This window comes from Novipirellula caenicola (assembly GCF_039545035.1).
Lineage (GTDB): Bacteria > Planctomycetota > Planctomycetia > Pirellulales > Pirellulaceae > Novipirellula > Novipirellula caenicola.
This window is the reverse complement of record NZ_BAABRO010000005.1, coordinates 259,338-284,684: the sequence shown is the minus strand read 5'-3', so window position 1 is coordinate 284,684 and position 25,347 is coordinate 259,338. Positions and strand designations below refer to the sequence as shown.

The following is a 25,347-nucleotide window of genomic DNA, read 5'->3' as shown; positions in this document are numbered from 1 at the left end:
CGAGTTTGCGTTACACGCAATCAAGAAAATTAGAGGTGGAAAAAAAGTCGTCTACCTCACTTTCGGTGGGGGAGCGGTTACTTTCAGCAGGTAGTTTTTTTGCATTCATAGAGAGCCCAAGCACGTCCAACCGCGTGAAACTCGCACCCGGTTTTTCCAAACGAGCAAACCTCATTTGGCTTGTTTCGTTAGTGACCGGTGGTGGGAAAGCGACGAGTGCCGGGGGGCGGGAAGCAATGGGGCGAGTAGGGATGGCGGGCCAGGGGACGTCTAACACCGGTTGCGATGCGTTTGCACTAGCTGGGTGAGCAACCAGTGACTTATTGGCAAGCGAGTTGGTGGCAATTGCGTTAATGGCAACTGGGGCCTCCAATGCGCTAGCCAGTTCATTCCCGCTGGTTTCAAAATGGTTCGCCGGCGATAGGACGGTGGACTGCAGCGAAACATTGGAGACGATCGTTGGTGGATTGACATGAATCGCATCCAGCGATTGCGTAATCCCCTGCGTCGCTCCGTTGTAAAACATCTCGACGGTGCAAGCGGTATCTTCTGAGAAATGGTCTGCAACGCAAGCCAAAATATCGGCGCCGGAACCACTGATGTCGCCGGTGACGCTCGTCCCCAGTGTGGTCACATAGATCGCTTGTGGATTTTCGCTTTGTGAAACGCCAATCACATTTTCGCTAGTCGCGGTCAATTCAACATCCGAGCCATCGAAGTAAAGTGACCAGCTGCCAGCGGTCAGCTCGCCTAGCATCGTCGGAGTAAAGCGAAGGATGTCGGCATTGGTTCCGCTAACGCCATCGACTGTGAATCCTCCGCTTGTGCTAAGTAGCAGATCGCCAGCGGAGGTTGTGCTGATTGCATCGACGTCTTCGTAATAGGTGGTAAGCCCCACGTCGGACCCATCGAAGAACATTTCGAAATGGCCCGACGTCTCGGCTCCGACGGTCGTCGGGATAAATCGCACAATATCAGGACGGTCGACGGTTCCAATTCCGTCGAGAGTTGTGGACGCATTAAAACTCATCAATACGCTGCCGTCACTTTGGATGTCGAACGCATCGATATCGGTATTGATGCCAACATCCGATCCATCCAAAAATAGCTTCCATGCACCGGTGCGCGTGTCGTGATAAAAGATGTCTTCATCGGCGACATTCAAATGTTCGATCGATAATCCGTTGATCGAGCTCATGTAGATCACATCCTGGCCAAACACCTCGCGACCGGTGAAACTGCCCACTTGAATTCCGTCGAAGGCATGGTGGCTTTCGATGCCATGATTGCTGCCGTCAAATTGCTCTGTCACGGTACACGTCGTTTCGTCTCCGGTTGTGCCGGAGACGCAGGTGACAATATCAATCGCTTCGCCGCTGATGCCTCCGAACGAGAACTCATTTTCAAAGGCTAAATGAAGGGCGTTGGTGGTTGGGTCGACGGAAACGCCCCAGAGATTATCGTTGGCCAGTCCAATGTCAGAACCATCAAAGTACATCTCCCATTGACCTGAGCTGTTGGAGCCGAAAACGCTGTTGTTGAGCACCAGCAGGTCTTCCATGGATGCCGTCACTCCATCGATTTGCAGGTCGCCAGGCGGGCTGACAATCAAGCGTCCATCGGGCGTCATGCTGATCGCATCGACGTCACCGCTGGTAGGGCTAAGTCCGACGTCGGATCCATCAAGAAACCACTCAAATGTCCCCGCAGTCAGTACGCCATGATGAGTGGGAGTGAATTTCACAATATCACTGTCACGGATCAATCCGATTTCAGTGACACGTGCCGTGGTATCAAAGCTAAGCAGGATGCTGCTATCGGCTAAGATGTGGAAAGCATTGACATCGTAGTAACCGAGTCCCAACTGGGAACCATCAAAGTACATCGACCATTGACCGGTGACGTTATCGAACGCCAGGATGTCTTCGTCGGCAAACGGGATGTCCGCGATCACCCCGCTACCCGTGAAACTGACAAAGGTCACGTTGTTTTCCGACGCTTCGCCAAGCACCAGCGAAGTGACCGTCGCCGCGTTGTCCTGTTCGTTCAAATCCGTCAATTCCGATGTGACGGTGGCCGTGTTGCTCAGCGATCCTGTTTCGGTCGTGGCGACCGTCAGGGTGACTTGTCGCGTTTGACCGCTGGCGATATCGCCCAGTTCCCAGTTCACTGCACCATCGGTGATCGCAAACACGTCCGAGGATGAAACCAAGTCAACCGACGATGCAAGTGGACTAATCAACCGGACCCCGGTCGCGACTTCGGGACCATGGTTGGTGATCGAAAACAGATAGGTCAGCTCGTCGCCGACCGTGATCGTTTCAGCAGCCCCGCTAATCGCAAGACTCAAGTCTGCATGCGGAGGATCAACGTGCGTCGTCTCACTGGCATCGTTGTTGGCAAGCGTCAAATCAAGCGTGTCCGACGCTACGCTCGCATGACTCTCCAGCTGCCCTGCTTGTGTTGCGACGACGTCGATGCTGACGTCGATGCTCGTGCCAACAGCAAGATCACCAAGTTCGAACTCGACGATGCCGCTGTCGTGTTGACCGTCCGATGTGGCGGAGACAAATTGGGTTCCGGTCGGCAAGACGCTGCTTAAGGTTACGCCGACTGCAGCCTCAGGACCAAGATTGGTTACCGTCAAGTTGTAGCGGAAGCTGTCGCCGACCAGGACAGGATCTGCAGAGTCGTCAAGGGTGACCAGCAGATCCGCTTGAGGTGGATTCACCTCGGTCATTTCCACCGAGGGATTGTTAGAAGCGTCGGGATCCTCGGTGCCGGAGGTCACATTGACGGAGTTGGTCAACGTGCCGGTGTCGGCAGTCAAAACTTCGACATCAATCGTGCGACTGCTGCCGACGTCCAGATCCCCAAGCGTGTAGGTCAACGTTCCGCCGGAGAAGGAATAGGGCAGCGACGTCGAGACCAGTTCAACGTTCGCCGGCAAAGTGTCGGTCACGACCACATCGACCGCTGGCTGTGGCCCGTCGTTGCGGACCGTGATTTGGTACGTCACCGTATCACCGGCAGTGACAGGGTCGGAAGCATCGGATTGGGTGACCACCAAATCGGCAAGCACCGGATGGACCACCACGGTGGCCGAGCGGGTGTCGTTCGCCGAAACGCGATCTTCGCTATCGCTGCTGACGCTGGCGGTGTTGACCAGGGTGGCTGGCTGCGATGTCGCAACGATGATCTCCAATGGCACGATATCGCCGCTGCCGATGTCCCCCAGATCAAAGGTCAGTACTCCCGAATCAAGCGTATACGATGGCGATGCACTGACGAACGACGCCTGCGGTGGCAACACGTTACTGAGAACGACGTTTTCCGCGGTGGCGGGGCCGTGATTGGTGAGCGTCAAAGCGAAACGAACTTGATCGCCAACGACAACCGGTTCGGAAGGGACGCTGATTGCAACCGCAAGATCGACGCCGCTTAAGTCCGATGGAATGACGACGTGCAACGCATCGGGCGATTGGGAAAATCCGTTGGCAGCAGCCGAGTACAGGGCGGATACCTCACATGTGGTATCATCGCCCACCGTGCCGTCGCTGCAAGTGAGAACATCGGTGCCAAGACCGCTGAAGGTGGGTGTTGCGACACGCCCAAGCGTGGTGAAGTAGATTTGTCCTGTGATCGGATGCGTTGAAACGCCCGTGATGTCCTCGGTCGACGATGTCATCGCCAAATCCGAACCATCGAAATGCAATTGCCAACTTCCCACGGTGTCAGAGCCCAGCGAAGTGGCATGGAATTTCAGCAGATCAGCATCGGTACCGCTGACGCCTTCGACGCTGTAGGGCCCACTCACACTAACGATCAAGTTGCCATCGGGATCCAAGCTGATTGCATCAACATCTTCGTAATAGGTGGTCAGTCCGACGTCGGATCCATCAAAATAGAATTCAAAATCACCATCCGTATGCTCGCCGGTTGACGTTGGGATAAAACGAACAATGTCCGGCGGCAGCACCGAACCGACACCCGCGACCGCAGTGGTCGTATTAAAACTCATCAGCATGCTGCCGTCATCGAGCAAGTGAAAGGCATTGACGTCGGTGTTGATGCCGACGTCGGAGCCGTCGAACAGTAGCTGCCAGGCACCGGTGCGAGTGTCGTGGTAGACAATGTCTTCGTCAGCAACGTAAAAGCCACCGGCATTCAAATTGCTTGCCGGGCTCATATAGATCACTTCGCTAGCGAAGACTTCGTTGCCAGTGAATTTCCCGATTTGCAGGCCATCGAATGATTGGTCATCGGTCACACGGTGGGCAGATCCATCGAACCACTGGCTCAGCGTGTAGGACGACTCACTGCTGATGGATTCGAGAAACGTCAGGACGTCACTGCTTCCGCCTTGGATATCGCCGCTGTAGACGGTGTCTGCGGTGGTAACGTGAATTTCACCAGTGGCATGGTCGACCGAAACGCCTTGCACGTTGTTTCCCTCGAGCCCGAGTTCGGATCCGTCCAAGTACATTGCCCATTCCCCCGACGTGTCGATGCCATAGACGCCTTGGTTAAGGACCAACAGGTCGTCGCCGCTGAGTGGCAGTTCAGGAAGAAGGTAATTGCCCAGCAAGCTAACCAGCAAGCGTCCGTCGGGGGTGAAACTGATGGAATCCACATCGCCGCTGGTGGGGCTCAATCCCACATCGGATCCATCGAAGAACCACTCGAAACTGCCTGCAGTCAAAACACCATGCGAGGTCGGACGAAATTTGACGATGTCAGAATCGCGAACTAGTCCTAAACCGCTGACGTTCATGTTCGCATCAAAGCTAAGCAGCAGACTGCCATCGTCTTGGATATAAAACGCATCGATATCGCCGCCGGATAAACCGACTTGGGATCCATCAAAGTACAGCGACCATTGCTGTGTGGTGCTGTCAAACGCGAGAATGTCTTCGTCGTCATAGGGGATGTCATCCACTCGGCCGCTGTTTGAAAAACTAACAAAGACGACATCCGTTGACCCAGGTGGGCCCGCCACAAGCGTTAGTTCCGATACCGAGTTGTTTGTCGGGTCCGGATCACGAGTGTCCGAATGAACGGTCGCGGTGCTGGGCATTTGGCCCGATGCCGTGGAAGTGACCACGATGTCAAACTCGACAAATTCGCCTGCCGCTAAATCTGCTAAGTCGCCCGTAAGCGTGCCGGACGTATTGGAGATCAACGTCGTCGCCGAAACGAACGTGATTCCCGAAGGAAGTATCTGAGTATAAGAAACGTTCTGTGCGAGATGAGGGCCGTGGTTGGTGACTTTGGCGTGATACGTGATTTCCTGCCCTAACGCGACACGGTTTTTATCCTCGATAAGTTCAACGGTCAGGTCGGCCAAAATCGGATCGACTTGCGTCGTCACGGTGGCCATATTATCGGTTGGGTCGGGATCGAGCGTGCTCGACGCCACCGAGAACACGTGGCTAATTTCACCCGGCAACGTAGAGGCTACGACGATCGAAAATGGTACCGATTCGCCGCTGGCTAGATCGCCTAAATCGCAGCGGATTACATTGTTCTCGAGGGAACACGACGCGGTCGAGGAGACAAACGTCGCGTTGGACGGTAGGGTTGAGGTAAGGATGGTGTCAACGGCAGCGTGGGGGCCTTGATTGGTTAGCATGACCGAATAGACAACCTGCTCGCCTTCGAGCACAGGATCAAGATCGTCTGTAACCATCAGCTGCAAATCTGCTTTGAGTGGTTCGACGATGGTCGATTCCGAAGCCGCGTTGTTGCTTGGGTCGGGGTCGAGCGTATCGGATGAGACGCTCGCAGAGAGAAGCATCTCGCCAATCTGAGTTGGGGTGACGACAAGGTCGATGACCACCGACTGGCCGATGGCGATCTGATCGAGTCGCGTCACAAAATTACCATCCTCGATATCGAACCCGACGGATGACGAAACGAAATTGGCGGCGAGGGAAAACGAACCGGCGATCACCACATTGGATGCCGCACGAGGTCCATGATTGGTGAGCGTCCATTGATAGGCAATGTCGTCGCCGATCACGATCGGATCCAATGCGTCTGTGATCATGAGTTCGAGGTCGGCGAGGACCGGGTTGACCGTGGTGGTCTCCGTGATCGTATTGTTAGCGGTGATGGATTCTTCGGTATCCGAACTGACCTGTACCGTATTGTGTAGCGTGCCAATTTGGGAGGTCAGCAGAGTGATCGATAGTTCGGTCGACTCGCCCATGCCAAGGTCGCCGAGATTAAACGTGAGGGTCGAGTCCGTTTCCTCATAGGACGCTGATGCGGATACGAATGTTGTCGACTCGGGTAACGGATTGGTGACCACGACGTTTATCGCAGGATCGAGACCATGGTTGGTGATGGTGTAATGGTAGGTGACTTGATCGCCGATGGTTACGGGATCGATCGAGTCGGACGCCTCGATTTCCAGATTCGCACCGTGTGGCACGATGATCGGCGCGACCATAAAGACTTGGCCATGGATGCGTTGCTGATACAGGTTTTCAGCCGTGCCACGGTGCCGCAGCGACTTCCATTGGTCAGGATCGTTTTCGTTCATCACCAAGTCCGCAGTCAGATATACCTGGCCGGCTCGGAGATTCGCTGACATCGACTCGATCCGCCATGGCACCCGCCCTTCGTTGTCGCTGATCATGCCTTGGTCAACGATCGTACCGCTGGGATCATTAATGTCGATGCTGTACAGGTGCAGTCGTACTCCTTCATCGGAGTACGTGTCCCAAAAAATGCCATCGGCTACCGCATCAATTTGTGGTGCCGGGACGCCATCGTTACGACGCACAAAGAACACGGTTCCGTCGCTGTAGGTCATTGCCAACGTGTGGGGGCCGATCCAAGCGACTTGGCGAAATGCATTGCTAAAGTCGTTGCCGACAATCTTACTGGTGTCAAATTCCCAGATCGAACCGCCGCTTTGAAGCTGCGGTGCGACCACAGGGTCGGCGTACATCGTAAACAGGAATCGCTCGCTATCGATTTGATGATTCCAGTGCCACCAACGACCGTCCTGGTATGTCGCAATTTGTTCGGGATCGTGAGCGTCGGTCATCAACGGCAAGACGTCGGCAAATGATTCGATCGCCCCGGTGTCGTGGCGGATGACGTGCAGTTGGTTGTCAGCCAATGTGGATGTGATCCATGCGTCGCCGCGTGCGTCGACATGAAATCCCAAAGCGGTCTGCGGTGCCGTGCCCGCAGTCGTCAGCGGCCCGAGTTTCTCGCTCACTCCTGACGCGATCGATGTACGATACGCGTACGTGCCTCCCGTTGCGATGTCGTCATCTGCCACCGGTGTAGCGACCGTCCACACGTATTGATCATCGGGGCTGACGTCCACCGCCGAATTGTTCGAGTAGCGATTTTTAAGAATGCCAAAGTCACGAAACACGGGGCTACCGGTTTCAAGTGTCCCCAGTTGATAGCCGAACAGATGCGAACCGGTATAGAGGAGCTTGGCTTCGTCAGATTCGTTGGCGAGTTGGCTGCTCAGATAAAGCCATCCGTTGCTTTCGGCGATACTACGGATCGCTCCCTGTGGGACTTGTGTCACGGCGTCTTCGCCGAGAATTTCACTCAGGTTTTTCGGGAAAATGGTCAATACATCGGTGGCGGGATCATATTGGAACAAACGCGCCGCTTCGTCATGGGCGTGGGTCGACGAGACAAAATAAACCTTTCCATCCGAGGCAAAAACCGAGCCTTGCGTCTGCCCATCGAGCGTCGCTTGGTAGGGGTTTAGACGATGGGCCGGAGCGACCAAGCGACTATCCGCGTCGACGACAATTGTGTCGTTGTCGGTCGCGAAATTGTTGCTCGTGTCGATGTCGGTGGCGTTGATGTCAAACACGCTCGCCGTGTTGATGAATCGTTTTGCATGAGGCGTATCGTCGGCGACCGTGGCTTGAACCGTGTAAGTGATGGTTGCCCCGACGGGTAGTTGGAGGCCGGTGTCAAGAATGGCACCCGTACCGGCGGGGCTGTATCCGGTCGCACCGTCGCTGCCAACCGCCGTCCACATGACGTCAAACCATTCTGGAGGAAAAATGTTGCTGAGCGTGGCATCGTTCGCAGCCGATGGACCCTTGTTCGTGACTTCGATCGTGTAAGTCAGCGTTTCCTCGGGTAGCACGGTGGTGGTGTGGTCGCTGACCGTCACCTTTAAATCAGCGATCGCGGGCAGCTTCGCAACGGCAAACGCTTGGCCACGGATCAGCCGCGTGTAGTTTGCCGAGGTATCACCGGCATGCCGCAAGGTACGCCAATTGACAGGATCCGACTCGTTCATGATCCAATCGCCTGAAATGTAGACTTCGCCTGCGGCGGCATCAGCGGACAGACTGTGTATCCGCCACGGAATCCGTCCTTCGGCGTCGGTGATCATGCCCCAATCGGTGAGCACGCCCTCGGGATCGTTGATATTGACGCTGTATAAATGCAGCCGGACGCCGGTATCGAGCGCAGGATTCCAGGTCTCGCCGTTGTCATCGGATCCGTCAATTTTGGAGTTGTTTCCCCCGTCGTTGCGGCGTACGAAGTAAACGGTGTCGTCGCTGTGAGTGACAGCAAGGTTGCTGGCACCGATCCACGCGATTTCGCGAAACGCGTCGCTGAGATCGCCATCGATCGCTTTGCTTGAGTCAAACTCCCAAAGCGAACCTCCCGAGCGATCCGCCAACGGGGCTTGGTCGTCCGCCATCGTAAACAGGAACCGCTCGCCATCGATCGATGTGCCCCACTGGATCCAAGTGCCGTCTTGGTATGCGGAACGCTGTCCCGGGTTCATGGAATCGTTCATGGCGGGTAAAGCGTGATCGAACGATTCAATTGTCTGCGTTGCCGCTCGCGCGACATAGAGTTTGTCGCCGCCAAATTGAGGAGCTAACCAAGCATCACCTCGGTTGTCCACGTGAATTCCAAAGCTAGCTCGCGTGCCGGGTATCCCCGCTGTGACTTCGCCAAAATCGTCGATGCTACGCGTCGCAATTTGGGTACGGTACAGATGAGCCGTCTGGTTTGACACGTCCTCGGCCGCCCAAGGCGTTCCGAAGGACCAGACGTATTGACCGCTCGGGTCCACCGCGACCGAAGCGTAGGTGGTGAATCGTGATTGAGGGATACCGAAATCAACGAACTCGGGACCGCTGGCTTCCTCGTGACTTCCCAGCCGGTATCCGAACACGTGGGCGCCGGTGTAAGCATCGATCGCTTCGGGCCAATAGTTTGCCAGATGCATCGATGAATAAAGCCATCCGTCGGATTCGACAAAGGGTCCATGCAGCTTTCCTTGTGGCACTTCGACGGTGGGGTCTTCACCGACAATCGTGCTGAGGTCAGGTCCCACGGGAGTCACGGTTTCGGTGACCCGATCATACTGAAAGATGCGAGCCGCGGTGTCGTGAGCATGCGTCGAAGAACCGAAGTAAACATTCCCGTCCGATGCGAGAATCGATGACCACCAACTACCATCGAGTTTCGCTTCGACCGGATTGAGCGGGAACAGGTTGACCAGCAATTCATCGCTGACTTTTAACGCGAAGGATGCAGAAACAAAATCACCCGAATCGTCAAACGCCGTGACTTCCAATATCGTCGTTCCAACGTCGACGGCCGTGCCGGTAATGACACCCGTGGCGGGATCGATTTGTATCCAGTTCGGAATGACACCTCCCGCTTGTGGGGACAGCGTGTACGTGAGCGTGTCTCCATCGGGATCGTCAAAAACAGCAGAGGTATCCAGGTGAATCGGGTCATTACGAAGCAGCGTCAAGTCTTCGATCGGGGCGACCACGGTGGGGACGAGGTTTGGCGGAGCGACGGTCAGTTTGAATTGGTCGGTGACCGTCGCGCCTTGTAGGTCGGTCGCTGTCAATTCGATCTCGATCGTGCCTATGTCGGCGGCCGATGGCGTCCCCTCGAAGAAACCTTCATCACCATAGAACTTAAGCCAGTTAGGTAAAGGTTCTCCATTGGACTGCTGCGCCGTATAGACAACCTCGTCTCCGGCGTCGAGCTCTTGAATCGGACGGCGGCTGACATATGCATAGTTGTTATCGACAATAATGTTTTCGGCGAGCGATCCACCTCCGACAAAATACTGCCAAGCGCCAGTGAATCCCTCGGTTCCCGCTGCTCCGTTATTGAAGGAGATGTTTCCTTCCAACTGATAGTTTTTCAAACTTGCAGCATTGGAACCATAGATTTTAATGCCATGCCGAAACTGATTAAACAAAATGTTGTTAGCAAAACGGCGGTCGAAGTCTTCATTCTGTGAATAGATACCATGGCCATGTTCGCGATCGGGCCCCGACCATCCGTTATTGTAAATCAGCGATCCATAGATTTCGCCGCCATCCGCCCGCCCCCAAAAACCGACTCCTTTATTGAGATCATGGATTTCCCAGTTGACCAATTTGACGTGGTCACCAAACACGTTGATGTTGCCACGATTGATGTCTTCCGGCCATGATCCTGGAATCGAGGTGGTACGTGACGACAAGTCACTCGAGAAAACCTCAAAACCTTGGTAAATCGTGTGTTGGCCTTCGATCGTGATCACTTCGCTTCGAGAGGGTGAACCATTATTCAAATCGATAATCACCTCGTCGCGGGGCCACTCACGAACGTGGATAGGATGCGTCGGTGTACCCGACAAAATACTGGTGAAATCGCCCACATAGGTTCCACCTAATATCCAAATCGTATCTCCTGGTTGCACGGCCTCGGGATGACTCATTGCGGTGCTGAGGTCCCATGGATCATTGAGGCTACCGTCACCCTGCGGCGTTCCGCCGGTCGAAACAAAAAACTCGTTCCCGGTTGCGGGGATCGCGGGGACATCCGCAACGATTACGAAACTGCCGAATTCCTTTTGCACGACCAATGGAGCGACCGCTGTGTGTCCAAGTGGGATTGGCGAGGTCACATCCGTCATGGAAAGTGAAATTGTGCCACCGGTGTAAACGCCAGTAGCCACGGGGGCGCCTTTTAGATCAAGGACGTTATAGATTTCGTAAGCGACGCCAAGCGGAACCACCGACGAGAGATCGAGATCGACAAATTCGAGTTGGTCCCAATTGTAGACCACTGCGTGACCACGGCCGGGTTCGTATTCGTTGGGTAATACCGATGCGAATGTGCCGCGGGGCGCATCAGAGAACGTACTGTGGGTGTCGAATCCGGTTCGGGTAAGCCATTGATCCGTCGTTGCCGATCCGCCTGTGATGATGAAGGGACGCTCGGCATTCGTGATGTAAGCGTTGTAGTCCCACGTGTATCCGGGGACCGCGCCGTTGCTGGGAGAATCGCTGATCTGAGCGACCCGGTACGGGCTCTCGTTAAAGACCGTGTTGCCAGTGAATGTGACGTCTTGCCACGATTGGAAGAACTGCACCCCACTGCTGAAATAGTTATCGGTGGCAGCGATGTTCTTTCCGCCCACATCAAAGCCAAACACGACTGAGCCGACGGGCTGAAGATCAAAGACAAATGGAACCTCCGATGCGAGCGTGAGATCGGAGATGGGACGTGAGAGAATGGGAGGCCGATTTCCCGATGCAAGCAACAGTCGAGGTTCAAGATGCTCGAGAACCTTCTGCCGTTTCAGTCGGCTGCCCGCTCGGACGCTCGCAGACTGACTTGCCCTTCGATTGAATAACATGCCTGGGCTCCCTACGGCTAAAAAGCCACGTGAGGATCATGGTCATGACGCGGGAAATGTTCCGCGTTGGTGATGACGTGCCCCCCGTCCCGTCGACGCTTCTATCCTAACGTTTTTGTCCCTTAGACACCAATTTTGACGGAGTCAAAATTCAGCGATTCACGGGAAAAGAAAAAACGAGGCGATACCGCTACGTCACGGTCCGGCAGCGTCACTCGTCAATGCAATCGCCTTTGCATCGCGACTCGCGCTGATGGCCTTTTCGGGCGATGCAAAACCAAGAGGAGAAAAGGCCGAGTCAATTTTCGCTTGGAGTGCCTGAGCGCTGACCTGCTTTAGCAAACTTTCCGGTGGCGCCGTCCGAAGTAGTTCCAAGGCAATGTGGCCCATGAATACTTCGCCGGGATGATATCCATCGATCATGGAGGTGTCATCGAGCCCAAAGTCCTGCGGCGCCACAGCAGGATTCACGTGCATGCCATGGGAACGAAGCGATTCGACAAAGCGAGTCTGATAGAAATCCCACCATGGCTTCAATTTGGCATCGGTAGACAGAGCGTGCATGCAGTCCGAGGAATAGGGTGGCAGTAGCACTATCACTTCAATGCCAAGCGTTTGCAAACGTTCTAGCAAGCTAAATAGCCGCGAAGTTTTTGCTGGATCCACGGTCGCGGGGACAGAAAAATTGCCAAGATGAAAGCGAATCCGCTCGATGATCGGAGGGTCTTCTCGATCGATAAACTGATGGGTTTCGACAATCTCTAGCAGGATTTTGGGTGAGTATTGCCAAGAACCATCTTTTCGAAAACCACTGCCATATTTTATTGGGGCGGTACCAATCGCCCGATAGCCAAAATAGGGACTGCGGTTGCTGTGGATGATGGCGGTTGTCAGTTCGGGAATCCGGTTGCGACGTACAAGCGTTCGCAATGCGTTGACATGAGCTGCGAAATGGTATGTCTCGTCCTGCTGGGAAAGCCATGATTTGTCCCGCTCATACTCGCTTTTGATCCACCATGGATCGATGCCGATGATCGCAATTTCCGGTCGGGGTAGTTGTTGGTTCTCAAGAAGATCAACGTACTCATTAAGCTCTGTCACGCTTTGGATCATCCCGCCAGCGTTGTAGAATGAGTCTTCGAGCGGTGAGAACATGAAGTCGCGGAATTGCATAACACGCGAACTGCCGAGAGCGATGATTTTGGGGTTTCGTAATTGAATGGTGGCGAATTTATAGACACCAAACTGCTGCGATAGAAATTCGCGGCTATAGAGGGTTTCTTCCGTAGTGGTTTGCTGTTTGTACGCCGCGTGATTGGCCGGCCATGTTTCACCCGTCTTCCACAGTGCCAACTCCGGGACAAGAACCAGAATTACGATGGGACTCAGGAACCACATCAACCGGCGACATAACTTCCAAGCGGTGTGCTGATCCGTTTGTTGATCCGTAGAAGTTTGAGGTTGCATCTAGAACTGGAAATAGATGAAGGGGACATGGCCGGTGTTGCCGTACAAAAACATGACGGCAATCAAGCTGTAATAGGCTGGCCACCGAATCCACACCGGCATCTGATGGATCTCTAACGCGTGAGGCTTGTCGCGTTGGACCCATTCAATCGCCATCAACAAAGCGATAAATGGCAAACCCTTCAATAAACTTGGCGTTTGCCAGGGTGACGTCATCATGTGTGAGATATATGCCAAGGCATGCGAAATCGAGTCGGCACGAAAGAAAACCCAGGCCAATAGCACCAAGGCGAACGTTGACCCCATCTGCACGACTTCGCTTGCCGTGGGCAACCAACGCCCCGCGGCAACGATGCCCGTGTGACGTTTATGGTTGCCGGTCATTACCAGCGGCAGGTAGTAAAGACCATGCAAAAATCCCCAAACCACGAACGTCCAATTGGCGCCATGCCAGAAACCGGAAACCGTAAACGTAATGATTAGGTTCGCCAAATGGTGGGCTTTCGATAAGGTACGGCTACCACCCAGTGGGATGTACACGTAATCACGAAACCAGGTTGACAAGGAAATATGCCAACGCCGCCAAAATTCGCCAATGTCTCGGGAAAAGTATGGGTAGGCGAAGTTTCGCATCAAATCGAAACCGAACAACCGCGCAGTCCCAATCGCTATATCGGAATAGCCGCTGAAGTCACAATAGATCTGAATAGCAAAGTACAGCACGCCCAATAGCAGCGTGACGCCGTTGTGTTCGGAATAGTTGACAAAGCTCTCATCGACCAATGGTGCGAGGTTGTCTGCGATGACAACCTTCTTGAATAACCCCCACAAGATTTGACGCAGGCCATCTTTGGCAAGTGAAGTGTCCAGTGATCGTTTACACAAAAACTGCGGCAACAAATGAGCCGCCCGTTCAATTGGGCCCGCGACGAGTTGGGGAAAAAAACTGACGTAGGCAAAGAAGGCAATCCAATCTCGCGTTGGCTGCACATGACGACGATAGACATCGATGGTGTAACTGAGTGATTGAAACGTATAAAACGAGATTCCCACCGGCAGGATGATTTGCAGCGTGTGCAAGTGAGCTTGAAAACCAAGACGTTCCGATGCCGTGATAAACGATTCGACGAAAAATCCGTAGTATTTGAAAAAGCCAAGAATGCCGAGGTTGGCAATGATGCTGATCGTCAATAGCAGCTTGCGATAGCGTGGGTGCGTCGCGGAATCGAGTTGGATCCCCACGCCGAAGTCAATTGCAGAGCTGATGGCGATCAAGCCCAGAAAACGCCAATCCCAGCAACCGTAGAAAAAATAGCTAGCCAGCAGCAGTAGTGTGTTTTGAATTCGTAGTGAATACCGCTGTAGCCACCAGTAACACACAAAGGTGAACGGCAGAAAGACTGCAAACGCTAGGGAATTAAACAGCATGGACGGCCGATGCGAACACACGCATGAAATGATTCGTCGTTGAACGCCTAGGAAAGCAATGCCGAATGTCTAACACTCGCTAATTTTCCAAGCTTGAAGATTTTGACGACACTGAATGCCGCGACTGAGAATCGCCCAGTGGTGTGTTCAGCGAGTCAAGGTAGGCGATCAAATCGCGTAATTGGCTGCGAGTCAAATGGTTGACAACCCCAAATGGCATCGCTGAGCCTGTGGTACCAAACTCTTCGACGGATGCTTTATCAACCTTCGTTGGTTTGCCCGTCAAAATGTCGCGAATCGTCATGGTGTTGTCGGTTTGGGCCGCGACATAGCCAGAGATGACACGACCATCGTCCATCAAAAGGGCGGTTAACTCGAATCCCTTCTTCACCGTCCGTTGAGGCCAAAGCACGGACTCGATAATCGATTCCAATGAGTTGTCGACACTGACATCCGCCAAATTGGGACCTTTGGTGAAAGAGTCTGCATGTTCCTCTAATCCCACGTGGTGACAAGATTTACAATTGGCGGTATCGGACATGAAAACACGGCGTCCTGCGTTGGGATCGCCAACGGTTCGCACCTCTTCAGCAAGTTTACGAACGTACTCGGCGTCGTACTTTTCGGTAATGGCGTGGCTTCGAGTCACCTCAGGCTTCATCGCGATCATCACCTCGGGATCGAAGTGTCCGGCATCATCACGCATCCCTCGAATCCAAGCAGAAATCACCTCCGCAGCATCGGGATCGAGAATCGTTCGACCCAGTGGAGGCATTCGGTCCTCGTCTTCCGCGACAAGACGTCGAAGCAATTCCGAGTCCTCGGGATGTCCGGGTTCAACCAGCGATTCTCGTGCGGCCGAACGCTCGGACTTGGGGCGTCGTGGGCGTATCCCCACCAACTTCATCTGTGACAACGCGGTGGTGTAGCGAAGATCAATTTGGGTGATTCCAAGTCGATCACGCACATGGCAAACCGCGCAGTTCACTGCCAAATATGCCCGAGCCATCTCCTTGATACTGCCTGCGCGTGCATGCCAATCCGCAAACGAAGGCAAGGTCGCCGGAGGCATTGGAAGTGGATCTTGGAAAATGCCCAAGCGTTCAAGCCGCTCGATCTGATTCAAATCCTCGTCCGGAGCGATTCGGTTCATCTGCAATGTATTGAGACCAAGCACAAAGCCATTGGCCTTGGAATGGCAAACGTTGCATTGTTCATTGGTTAAAAAGTGCCAATGCCTCTGGGCCGTGCCTTGTTCAGTGGGAACTTCGAGTGGCCGAGGTTTGGGTAGCTCTAGTAACGATGCCTCACTTTGATCTTCGTTCCAAACATAGGTAAAGCCGTCCCAGCCGTTGTGTCCATGAACCCACAATCGTGTTTCAAGTCGACGAATCGGTTGATCCTTGTTCGTAACAGGGATCGAGAGATGGTTGACAAACACGGTGCCGGTGGGGAAGGTCCAGGGTTCGTTCACCGAGAAACCGACCTGACCTGCCGCAGGCAAGGCAATAAAACGTTGCTGGTGTGCTCCGTCGGCCCACATCGGCATATTCACCTCGTAGGGAATCATGCCTGGAACCGGAGTCAGGTTTGTGAGTGACGAAAAGAGGCCGGTGTCCGAGAGGTGTTCCGGAAAGGGCTGCTGCGGTTTGTCGTTGGGGACGTTGACCTTGCGAAATCGATACACGTTTCCGTCGAGGGCGCAGACGTACATCTCTCCGTCCGCGTCTTGGCCGAACCCGGCAAGCGGCACCTTGGGACTTGCCAGTTTTACAGTTCGAGTGACTTGATTGCCATCGTAATACGAGGCCCAAATCATCCCGCTGGCGTAGTCTCCATAAAGGTAAGCGCCTTGCAATTCGGGAAATTGCTCACCTCGATAGACGCGGCCACCCACGATCGCACGTCCGTAGCGGTGATCGTAGGTAATGATGGGGTCGACAAATTGTGAAGGGGTTTGCGATTCCGCATGGGAAGGTGTCGGCATGTCCCACGAGTGTCCGACATTGTAAGGAAACCGTCCTTCGCGATGCGGCCATCCATAATTAGCTCCGCCATGAATCAGATTCACTTCTTCGAAGCGATTTAGCCCCACATCGCCCGCCCACATCCGATTGGTTTTTGGATCAAACGACAAACGCCAGACATTGCGAAGGCCATAGGCCCAAATTTCTGGTCGCTTGAATCCGCGTGTGGCCACGTCGGCAAACGGGTTGTCCTCGGGAATCGCATAATTCAAACCAGGATCTTGCTTGTCGACGTCGATTCGAAGAATCGAGCCATGAAGTGTGCCAAGGTCCTGAGACGAATCCTGATTCATGCCGTCTCCGGTGCCAAGATACAGCAGGCCATCGGGCCCAAATTCGATCGATCCTCCGTAATGAGATAGACTTGGATACGTCAGCGAAAACAATCGCTGTTCCGATGCCAAATCGACTTGTTGAGGATCGTCGGGGTGCATCCGGAACCGCGAAATGACTAACTTGCCTTTGGGAGGTAGCAGCAACGTCCGCAAGTAGTGTTTCAGCGGTTCTCGTGTTTGCCGCGCCAAGCGGTTGGCAACCTCCGACTGAAACAAAACGCTATGCGACGTTAAGATTGATTCGCTTGACCGATCGACAAACTTCGCCGTCACAAGCGTTAGGACTACGGTGACTGCCGCAGCACCCATCACGCCGCTACACCATCCTGCCATGTGTAGAGCGATACGTTCATTACGTGACATCAAAAGGCGATACGCAAATACAATCACCGTGTAACAAGCCACGAAGACGCCAACGGCAATCCATTTCTTCTGCGCGGCGGTCAAGCCTTCGGTTGGAACGACAAGAAATACCAGGAAACCGGCGATCGGAGCAGTACAAATTAAAAGGATTGCGTGCGCTAGCCGGCGAGGAATGGGAATGACACTGCCCACAATCAACCCACAAATGAACACGCCAACGACCGCTAAATCAAAGTAAGCGGCCGCAGTCCCGTATTCTGCTCGGGCGGCATAGGAGGCAAAGACTTCACCCTTCTCTGGATACTGGGGATGAAACGCGAAACCCAGTAGTCCTTGTTCTTCCCCATCACGAGCCGTCTTGTGAGAAATATCAAATAGGATATTGCTTTCGCTCACCGATGCATCATTGACAAACTGATGAAGTTCTCCATCACGGCAGAGCACGTAAACATGTTCCTGATCATGAGGCGCGGTTAGCAGTTGCAGCGGCCCCTTATCGCCAAAGTCCAGGTTTGGAAACGCGTTTTCAAGCGTGTAAGGATAGGGCGACGTCATCAAGCGAGACGTGTCTACCGGTACAAATTGTGACCGGGCGTCGCCTGTTCCGTCGTCGGCGTTTGACGACGACACCATCAATCCCATCACGACTAAGACCAGCAGCAATGGATTTATCAAGCTGGTATTCAAGAGAATTGCCGGAAGGGGAACAGAACGGCTAATGAAAATCATGATCACGTGGGATCAATGCTTACGACGAAACGTTTGAACCAATGAGTTCCGCATCCAAGATCAGCGGAAACAGAAAATGGCTTGTACAGCAGAAGACGAGCAGCGTCTTGCATTTCTGCAAATCGCCACCACCCGCGGCGGTTATCGCGGTTAGCGAAAAAGTTGTAAGAGCGTTCGCAAGATCACTCTCACATCCAGTGCGATCGAGGAATGACGAACATACTGTTTCGCCAATTCAATTTTGTCCGGAAGAATCCGGGTGACGTATTCACGTTCAGGGTCTTCGGACTGCGCCAAAACGCTCGATTCGTCTCGATACTTGATCGATGCTAAATCGGTTAAACCTGGTCGGACGATCAAGATTTGTCGGAAGTCATCCTCGAACATCTCGACGTACTTAGGGACTTCTGGCCGAGGACCGACCAGACTCATGTCGCCTTTGAGGATGTTGAACAATTGTGGCAATTCATCCAACTTTGTTTTTCGTAGCAGTCGTCCGATTCGGGTGATCCGCGGATCGCCGCCCGACGTGATGGCTGGCCCCAACGAAGCCGCATTCTCGACCATGGTGCGAAATTTCAGGATCTTGAACGGCCGCAGTTGTCGCCCCACGCGTGTTTGTTGAAACAACACCGGACCGGAACTGGTGAAACGAATGATTACCGCGATCACAATCAACAGTGGCGATAAAAGCAAAATTCCTAACCCCGATGCGAGCATGTCAAAGCTACGCTTCGCGGCGGTTTGAACCGGAGTCGCCTGTAACAGGGGCATCGCGATGGAGGAGGTTTTGTTCGACACAGGGATTAGGTTCCCGATGGATTCGTCTGCGCTGCTGGCTGTCGCAACGAGTATTTCGCACACAGCTCCGTGACCACGCGAACCACATGCTCTTGTTCGGGTTCGGTCATGCCGGGGAAGATTGGAAGGCTGACAAGCCGATTCCAAACATGGGTTGCCGTGGGGCAATCAGATGCCTGCCACTGCAGCGTTTCCTGATAATAGGGATGCAAATGCAGGGGACGCCAATGGACCGAGCATCCCACGCCACGCTCACGTAAACATTGGATGAATTCGTTGCGGTCAATGCTCAACCGATCCAGACACAGACGAATGGGGAATAAATGCCAAGAATGCAGGCGGTTTTCCAGTTGCGGAGGCAATTCCAATTCCGCGACATTGCGAAATCGTTGAAAAAAGAATTCGGCAATGTTTTCACGTTCTTGACGCATCGCCTCAACTCGCTGCAGTTGATGCAAGCCGATCGCAGCCGCTAGATCGGTCAGGTTGTATTTGTATCCGGGGGCGACGATCTGATAGTCCCATTGGCTGTTACCTTGAAAACGCTTCCAAGCGTCATGGGACAAACCATGCAGCGACATTTGCCGCATTCGGTCGGCCAAGTGCGGGTCACTTGTCACCGCCATTCCTCCTTCGCCGGTGGTCATCGTCTTGTTGGCGTAAAACGAATAACAGGTCACTGCCGCTGTGTTCTCGCCACACATCCGCCAAGCTTGGTCCGCGCCGCTGCGGTAGGCCGATGGCAGGGCATGAGCGGCGTCTTCGACGACCCACAATGTGTGCTTCTTTGCGAAGGCGTCAATGTGATCGACGTCGAGCATCAATCCACCCACATGCACCGGAATGATCCCGACGACTTCGATTGGTGAACCCTGCAGCGTTCCACTGCGAGCGGCTTCCAACTTGTTCGCGGCGTCCTCAAAATCCATATTCAGTGTGGCGGGATCGCAATCGACCAGAATTGGAATCCCGCCTTGATACAGCACAATTTCCGCAGTGGCGGCAAAGGTCATTGTCGGTACCAGAACCCCCTGTCCCGCTTTTAGCTGCATGGCCTCGACCGCCAAGTGCAGCGCGGCGGTACACGAGTTCACTGCGACGGCGTGTTTGGCACCAATGAACTTGGCAAACTCGAATTCGAACTGTTTCACTCGTGGACCCGTGGTCAACCACCCCGAGCGAAGACACTCGGTCACTTCCGCGATAGCGGTTTCTGAAATCGACGGCCGAAAGAATGGGACGTTCATGGAGCCTTCATTAGGGATATTCATTTCGCTCTTATTCACCGTTCCTTGCGAGCAACCAGAAAGGCTGCGACTTCGGCGCCCACGCGTCGGCCTGCGGATCCGTCCCACAATTGGGGACATCGTCCCTGTTTGAATTTGTTTGCGATCACATCGTCAACAAGTTTTACAAGTAAACCAACGTCATGTCCGACCAACACGCTGGTGCCTTCATCGACGGTGATCGGACGCTCGGTATTTTCACGTAACGTCAGGCAGGGGATTTCCAGTGCGGTTGCTTCTTCTTGCAATCCGCCCGAATCGGTAATGATGATCTTGGCATTGGACGTCAGCCCGAGCAATTCGTGATAGCTAAGCGGAGCCGTTGCCAAGATCGATGGACTCGACTCGAGCGTCTGCCACAATCCGATGGCCTCCAATCGACTGCGGGTCCGAGGATGAACAGGAAAAACAACCGGCAAGCGTTCGGCGATTTGCATCATCGATTCGCATAGTTGACGCAGCAGCTCTGGATCGTCCACATTGGACGGGCGGTGCATGGTCCAAACCACATATTGGTTTTTGCGGAGACCCATTTTGGCAAGCGGATCGAGCGCCGTGGCAGCCTCAAGTTGCGACCGCAATACATCGATCATCACGTTTCCACACAAGCGAATCGACTCGTCCCGCTTGCCTTCCCTAAGCAGGTTTTCACGTCCGCTTGGTTCGCTGACCAACAGTAATTCCGAGATCGCATCGGTGACCACTCGGTTGATCTCTTCGGGCATCGTCCGGTCAAAGCTGCGTAAGCCTGCTTCGACGTGGATCACGGGAATCCCCAGTTTGACCGATGCCAGCGCGCATCCCACGGTCGAGTTGACATCACCGACGACCAACGTTGCCGAGGGAGGCTGATCACATTCGAGCAACCAACGCTCATAGCTGTCCAGAATCTTTGCGGTCTGCTCGCCTTGACGTCCTGAACCGACCGACAAGTGAACGTCGGGTTGGGGCAAGCCGAGTTGCCGAAAGAATGAATCGCTCATGGCATCATCGTAATGTTGCCCGGTGTGGACCAAGCGAGTTTGCACGGCGGGCGCACTGGCTGCGATGCCACGAAGGATCGGCCCCATTTTGACAAAATTGGGGCGTGCCCCGACCACACAGGCGACGATGTCTGGGCTCTGGGGTTCCTGGCTTTGGGTTTTGGATTGGGTCAAACTACTATCAGACTTTGCTTGGGGAATGCTTTGAATTCGGAAAGGATCAAGACGGGGAGAACGAGCTTGGGGGAAAACTAAACCGAATCACACGTCATTTGGACCGCCGTGGTCTCGAGTCCGCGGCTTTGATCTGCCGTTCCTCTTTTTTCCAGGACGATCAGTTTGAAAAGACGCTGGTCCGAGTAGCGTTTTTTTCCCTTCAATACACGCCGAGCGACCTCTCGGATCATCGATCTTTTTTGCGGCTTTGTCCTTTCATCGACAAACGGATGCGAAAAAGTGCATCGCACAATGTCTTGTTCTAGTTCGTGACAGCGTTCGTCGCTGAGATACGGTGATTCGATGGGTTCGCCATAAATGGAAAACCGTTTGAAGATCGACAGCATGGTTTCGGTACCCTCTCGTCGCTCGACGTCGCGTTGGGGTTGCCAATGGGCATCTTCGATCACAAACAGCCCACCGGGATTCAGGTAGGGCCAAAGCGTGCCGAGGGTAATTTGTTGATGGGCCGACGCATGGCTGCCATCATCAATGATGATGTCGAATGGACCGGCGTCTTCGGCGACTTCTCGAAGACGATTGGCATCGCTCTGGTCCCCCTGGTACGTCTTGGCTCGCGGAATGTCGACCTCGCTGAAATCGGTCAGATCAAAGCCAGCAATCTTGGCTTGCGGAAAAAACTCAAGCCACATTCTCAGCGAGGGGCAATCAAGTTGATGTTGCGTGGTTTCTCGCTGGAGCCCAATCTCGAGGATCGAAATGGGACGATCACGGTAAGGTTCGAAAATTGTTTCATAAAGAGTTGTGTAGCGGTGGCAACATCGAACTTGGTCGCCCTTGTCGGAGTTAAACTGATTCGCAAGTTGAGTAAGAGTTGCCATCTTGATTTATCCTTCTAGGGTGTCAACAAACCTGTTCCGAAGTCCTGATTAGAAAATTCGATCACTAGTCAATTACGGTTTCTTAGGCGGTTGCGATGACTGTATTGAGCACTTGACGCCATTGTGACAAGATTCTCTGGCGATCGAATTGTTGCTGTACCGAGATGGATGCTTGGTGCCCAAGTCGGTTGCGAAGTGCGTCATCGGCAGCCAGCGTTTGGATCGCTGATGCCCATGCAGCCACATCATTGGGAGCATCCACAATGAATCCGCTTTCACCATGACGAATCATCTCGGGGATGCCGCCGACACGCGATCCAATCGGGCAAATTCCCAAGGACATCATTTCGATCAAAGCCAGCGGACAATTCTCCCACCACACGCTGGGAACAAGTCCGAGTTGACATGTTTGATAAATCGCGTTCAATTCCTCGAGCGAAACCCAGCCCAATTGAAGGAATTCGGCGTGCTCACTCAAGCGACCTCGTTCCTTCGTTGCACCACCAATCGTGACCAGCACCGTATTCTTTTGGAAATTTCCGATCGCCAGTGCGGTTTTGGCTATCTGCAGTCCTTTTTCGGGCGCCCGCCCAACGTGCATGACGGCAAAATCATCCTCGGCAAGCCCAACGCGTTGACGGGTTTCAGCAACCTGCTCGGCAGATAATTTTTTGAAATGAGATCCGTCAGCCCAATTTGGGATTTGCCATACGGGTGACGAAAATCGATCTCGGCAAATCAGAGAAAATAGATCCGTATAGATAGCGTGAGTAGGGGCGACCACCACGTCGGCTCCCGCTACAGCACGTGCTGCCAACGCTTCTTGCCCTAGACGTGGCAAACTCTGAATCCAATATACGACACGGGCGCGTGGCAAGACTTGTTTGGCCAATACAGCGACCGCCATTGTTGAGGCGATAACGATTGTCTGTTCATCGGCAGTTTGCGCAAACTGCTTCAAAGCCTCGCGGGCGCGTTGAAAGGGAATTGTTGACTCCACTGTTTGACGAACGCCAAGCGAGCGTCCTACGCGACTGCCATGAACGCGACAGCGGACGCGTCCGGCAAGCCCAAGCGTCGCAGAAACCGATCGCACGCCTTCGATGTGGGTCTTTCCCGGACCAATGGCGATCACTTCGGTGGCTTCGTCAGTGCTTGCAAAATGTGCTGCCAATTGCGCCAGAAGTCTCGGTACCGCACGGGCGGTGTTCGTTTCGAGCGGATAATTTTCGTAGACAATCAGCAGTCGCTTGGCCAACAGAGGTTGCGAGTTTTTGAGCTTCGGTTCATTATCGCATAGCGTATCAATCACGACCGATGATTCCTTTGTAACGATGCATGATATCGTTGAATATTGAGTGTCTCATTTTAGACTGATAATAGTCGATGATGTTGAAGGGTTCGCCGAATGCCTTCTTCCATTGGGATGAATTGATAGTTTGGCACCAAGGTGAGCAACCGCTGCGGGTCTAATGAAATTGACGTGATATCACTGCTGCGATGGGGCAAATGAACGACTTCGATCTCTTTGTCGAGCAGTCGCCGTATGGTGCCAACGAGTTCCTCCAGTGAAGTTGCGACTCCCGTGCCCAGATTAAAAACGTTCGACTCATCCAACCGATCGCATGAGATCGCCATCAATCGGCATACGTCCTCGATATAAATGTAGTCTCGGCTTGCGGAGCCATCACCATAGACCCGGATTGGAGTTCCATGGTGGAGAGCTTCGATCCAATGTGGCAATACGCCTTGTCCTGGGCGTGTGCGTTGTCCCGGTCCATAGGGGTTTCCAATCCGGAAGATGTCAGTGGCGAATAACCCTCGGCGAGTTGCGTGACGCAGTAGTTGTTCGGCAGCCAATTTGAAAATGGCGTAAGGCGAACGAGGATCGGTTGCTGAATCTTCGTGTCGTGGTTGATCGGTGTCCGCATAAACGGTTCCACCGGAAGACGGAAAAACGATTTTTCGAACACCGTGATAAGCGGCGGTTTCCATCAACACCAGCAATGGGCTGAGTGCTTCCGTGTATTCGGCTGCTGGCTCCGAAAAGAAACGGCTTGGATAGGTGGCCGAAGCAAAATGATAAATGATGTCGGCGCCTTTGATTGCATCACTAAGGATCCAGGTATCACGGATGTCGCCCAGAACGGAGGCGACGCCCGGCAGTTGCGCTATTTCGGGACGGGGCTGTCGCCAATAGGCAACCACATCATGACCTTGTGCCGCGAGAAAACGTGTCATCGAGGAACCCAGGAATCCTGCTGCGCCCAATACCACGACACGCAGCGGCGTGTGCGGTTGCTGTTCCCTCATTGAATGTGCCTGATGGGTTGTTGGAGCAGTCGATTCAAATAGTATCCGTAGTCTGAATTGCTGTATTGTTCTGCAAGACCAGCCAATTCATCTTTGCTGATCCAGTTCTGCCGGTAGGCGATCTCCTCGGGACAGGAAACCTTTAACCCGGTTCGCTTTTCGATAGCTCCGACAAAACTGCTTGCGTCCAGCAGCGATTCGTTGGTGCCGGTGTCCAGCCAAGCCGTTCCGCGGCCGAACATTTCGACTCCTAGCGATCCCTCATCCAAATAGATCCGATTTAAATCGGTAATTTCAACCTCGCCTCGTGCTGATGGTTTTAGTGTCCTTGCAAATTCACACACGCGGTGATCATAGAAATAGAGTCCAGGAACGGCAAAATTCGACTTGGGATGTTCGGGCTTTTCCTCCAGCGATATCGCGTGTCCTTCATCATCAAAGGAAACGACTCCGTACGCCGTCGGATTGCGAACCTCGTATGCAAAGACGCGAGCCCCATGTTGGATCGAGGCGCTGCGTCGGAGCAGATTGATCATTCCTTGGCCGTAGAAAAGATTGTCTCCCAGCGTCAGACAGCTGGTGTGTCCGTCGATAAATTCTTCGCCAAGCGTAAACGCTTGAGCCAATCCGCCCGGTTTCGGCTGGACTTTGTATTGCAGCTGCAATCCCCACTGGCTACCGTCGTCGAGAAGGGATTGAAAAAGAGGGGTGTGTTGCGGCGTCGAAATGACCAAGATCTCGCGAATACCTGCCAACATCAATGTGCTTAGCGGGTAATAGATCATCGGTTTATCGTAAACCGGCAACAACTGCTTGCTAATCGCGGTTGTCAACGGTGCCAATCGCGTGCCACTTCCACCGGCTAGAATGATCCCCTTCATCGGCCCTGATT

General features: G+C 53.7%; 11 protein-coding genes. All 11 read right to left on the bottom strand.

The window, feature by feature from the left end; all coding sequences use genetic code 11:
- Positions 1 to 10 precede the first annotated feature (10 nt).
- Positions 11 to 11,665 (bottom strand): putative Ig domain-containing protein, encoded by an 11,655-nt coding sequence (locus tag ABEA92_RS12855; RefSeq protein WP_345684236.1) that lies wholly within the window; start codon positions 11,663 to 11,665, stop codon positions 11 to 13.
- Between the two features lie 195 nt (positions 11,666 to 11,860).
- The gene (locus ABEA92_RS12850) at positions 11,861 to 13,132 is read right to left on the bottom strand and encodes a hypothetical protein (RefSeq protein WP_345684235.1); all 1,272 of its coding nucleotides are present in this window, start codon (positions 13,130 to 13,132) and stop codon (positions 11,861 to 11,863) included.
- Positions 13,133 to 14,560 carry an MBOAT family O-acyltransferase gene (locus tag ABEA92_RS12845; RefSeq protein ID WP_345684234.1) on the bottom strand — a complete coding sequence of 476 codons (1,428 nt, stop codon included), beginning with the start codon at positions 14,558 to 14,560 and terminating at the stop codon, positions 13,133 to 13,135.
- A 79-nt stretch (positions 14,561 to 14,639) separates the two neighbouring features.
- Complete coding sequence (locus tag ABEA92_RS12840) at positions 14,640 to 17,960, bottom strand: PQQ-dependent sugar dehydrogenase (protein WP_345684233.1); 3,321 nt, start codon at positions 17,958 to 17,960, stop codon at positions 14,640 to 14,642.
- A gap of 204 nt (positions 17,961 to 18,164) precedes the next feature.
- A complete protein-coding gene (locus ABEA92_RS12835) occupies positions 18,165 to 18,788 on the bottom strand; it encodes a sugar transferase (protein WP_345684232.1) in 624 nt (207 codons plus the stop codon).
- A 32-nt stretch (positions 18,789 to 18,820) separates the two neighbouring features.
- A complete protein-coding gene (locus ABEA92_RS12830; RefSeq protein ID WP_345684231.1) occupies positions 18,821 to 20,062 on the bottom strand; it encodes a DegT/DnrJ/EryC1/StrS family aminotransferase in 1,242 nt (413 codons plus the stop codon).
- Between the two features lie 35 nt (positions 20,063 to 20,097).
- Positions 20,098 to 21,258: a non-hydrolyzing UDP-N-acetylglucosamine 2-epimerase gene (gene wecB, locus ABEA92_RS12825; RefSeq protein WP_345684230.1), complete on the bottom strand. Its 1,161-nt coding sequence runs from the start codon at positions 21,256 to 21,258 to the stop codon at positions 20,098 to 20,100.
- Between the two features lie 77 nt (positions 21,259 to 21,335).
- Positions 21,336 to 22,142, bottom strand: a complete 807-nt coding sequence (locus ABEA92_RS12820; RefSeq protein ID WP_345684229.1) for a hypothetical protein — start codon at positions 22,140 to 22,142, stop codon at positions 21,336 to 21,338.
- Positions 22,143 to 22,224: 82 nt separating this feature from the next.
- Complete coding sequence (locus ABEA92_RS12815; protein WP_345684228.1) at positions 22,225 to 23,454, bottom strand: glycosyltransferase family 4 protein; 1,230 nt, start codon at positions 23,452 to 23,454, stop codon at positions 22,225 to 22,227.
- Between the two features lie 56 nt (positions 23,455 to 23,510).
- Entirely contained in the window at positions 23,511 to 24,455 is a 945-nt protein-coding gene (locus ABEA92_RS12810) for an NAD-dependent epimerase/dehydratase family protein (protein ID WP_345684227.1), read from the bottom strand.
- On the bottom strand, positions 24,452 to 25,336 hold the full coding sequence (rfbA, locus tag ABEA92_RS12805; protein WP_345684226.1) for a glucose-1-phosphate thymidylyltransferase RfbA: 885 nt from the start codon (positions 25,334 to 25,336) through the stop codon (positions 24,452 to 24,454). The genes ABEA92_RS12810 and rfbA overlap by 4 nt, the downstream gene beginning before the upstream one ends.
- Positions 25,337 to 25,347: the final 11 nt, after the last annotated feature.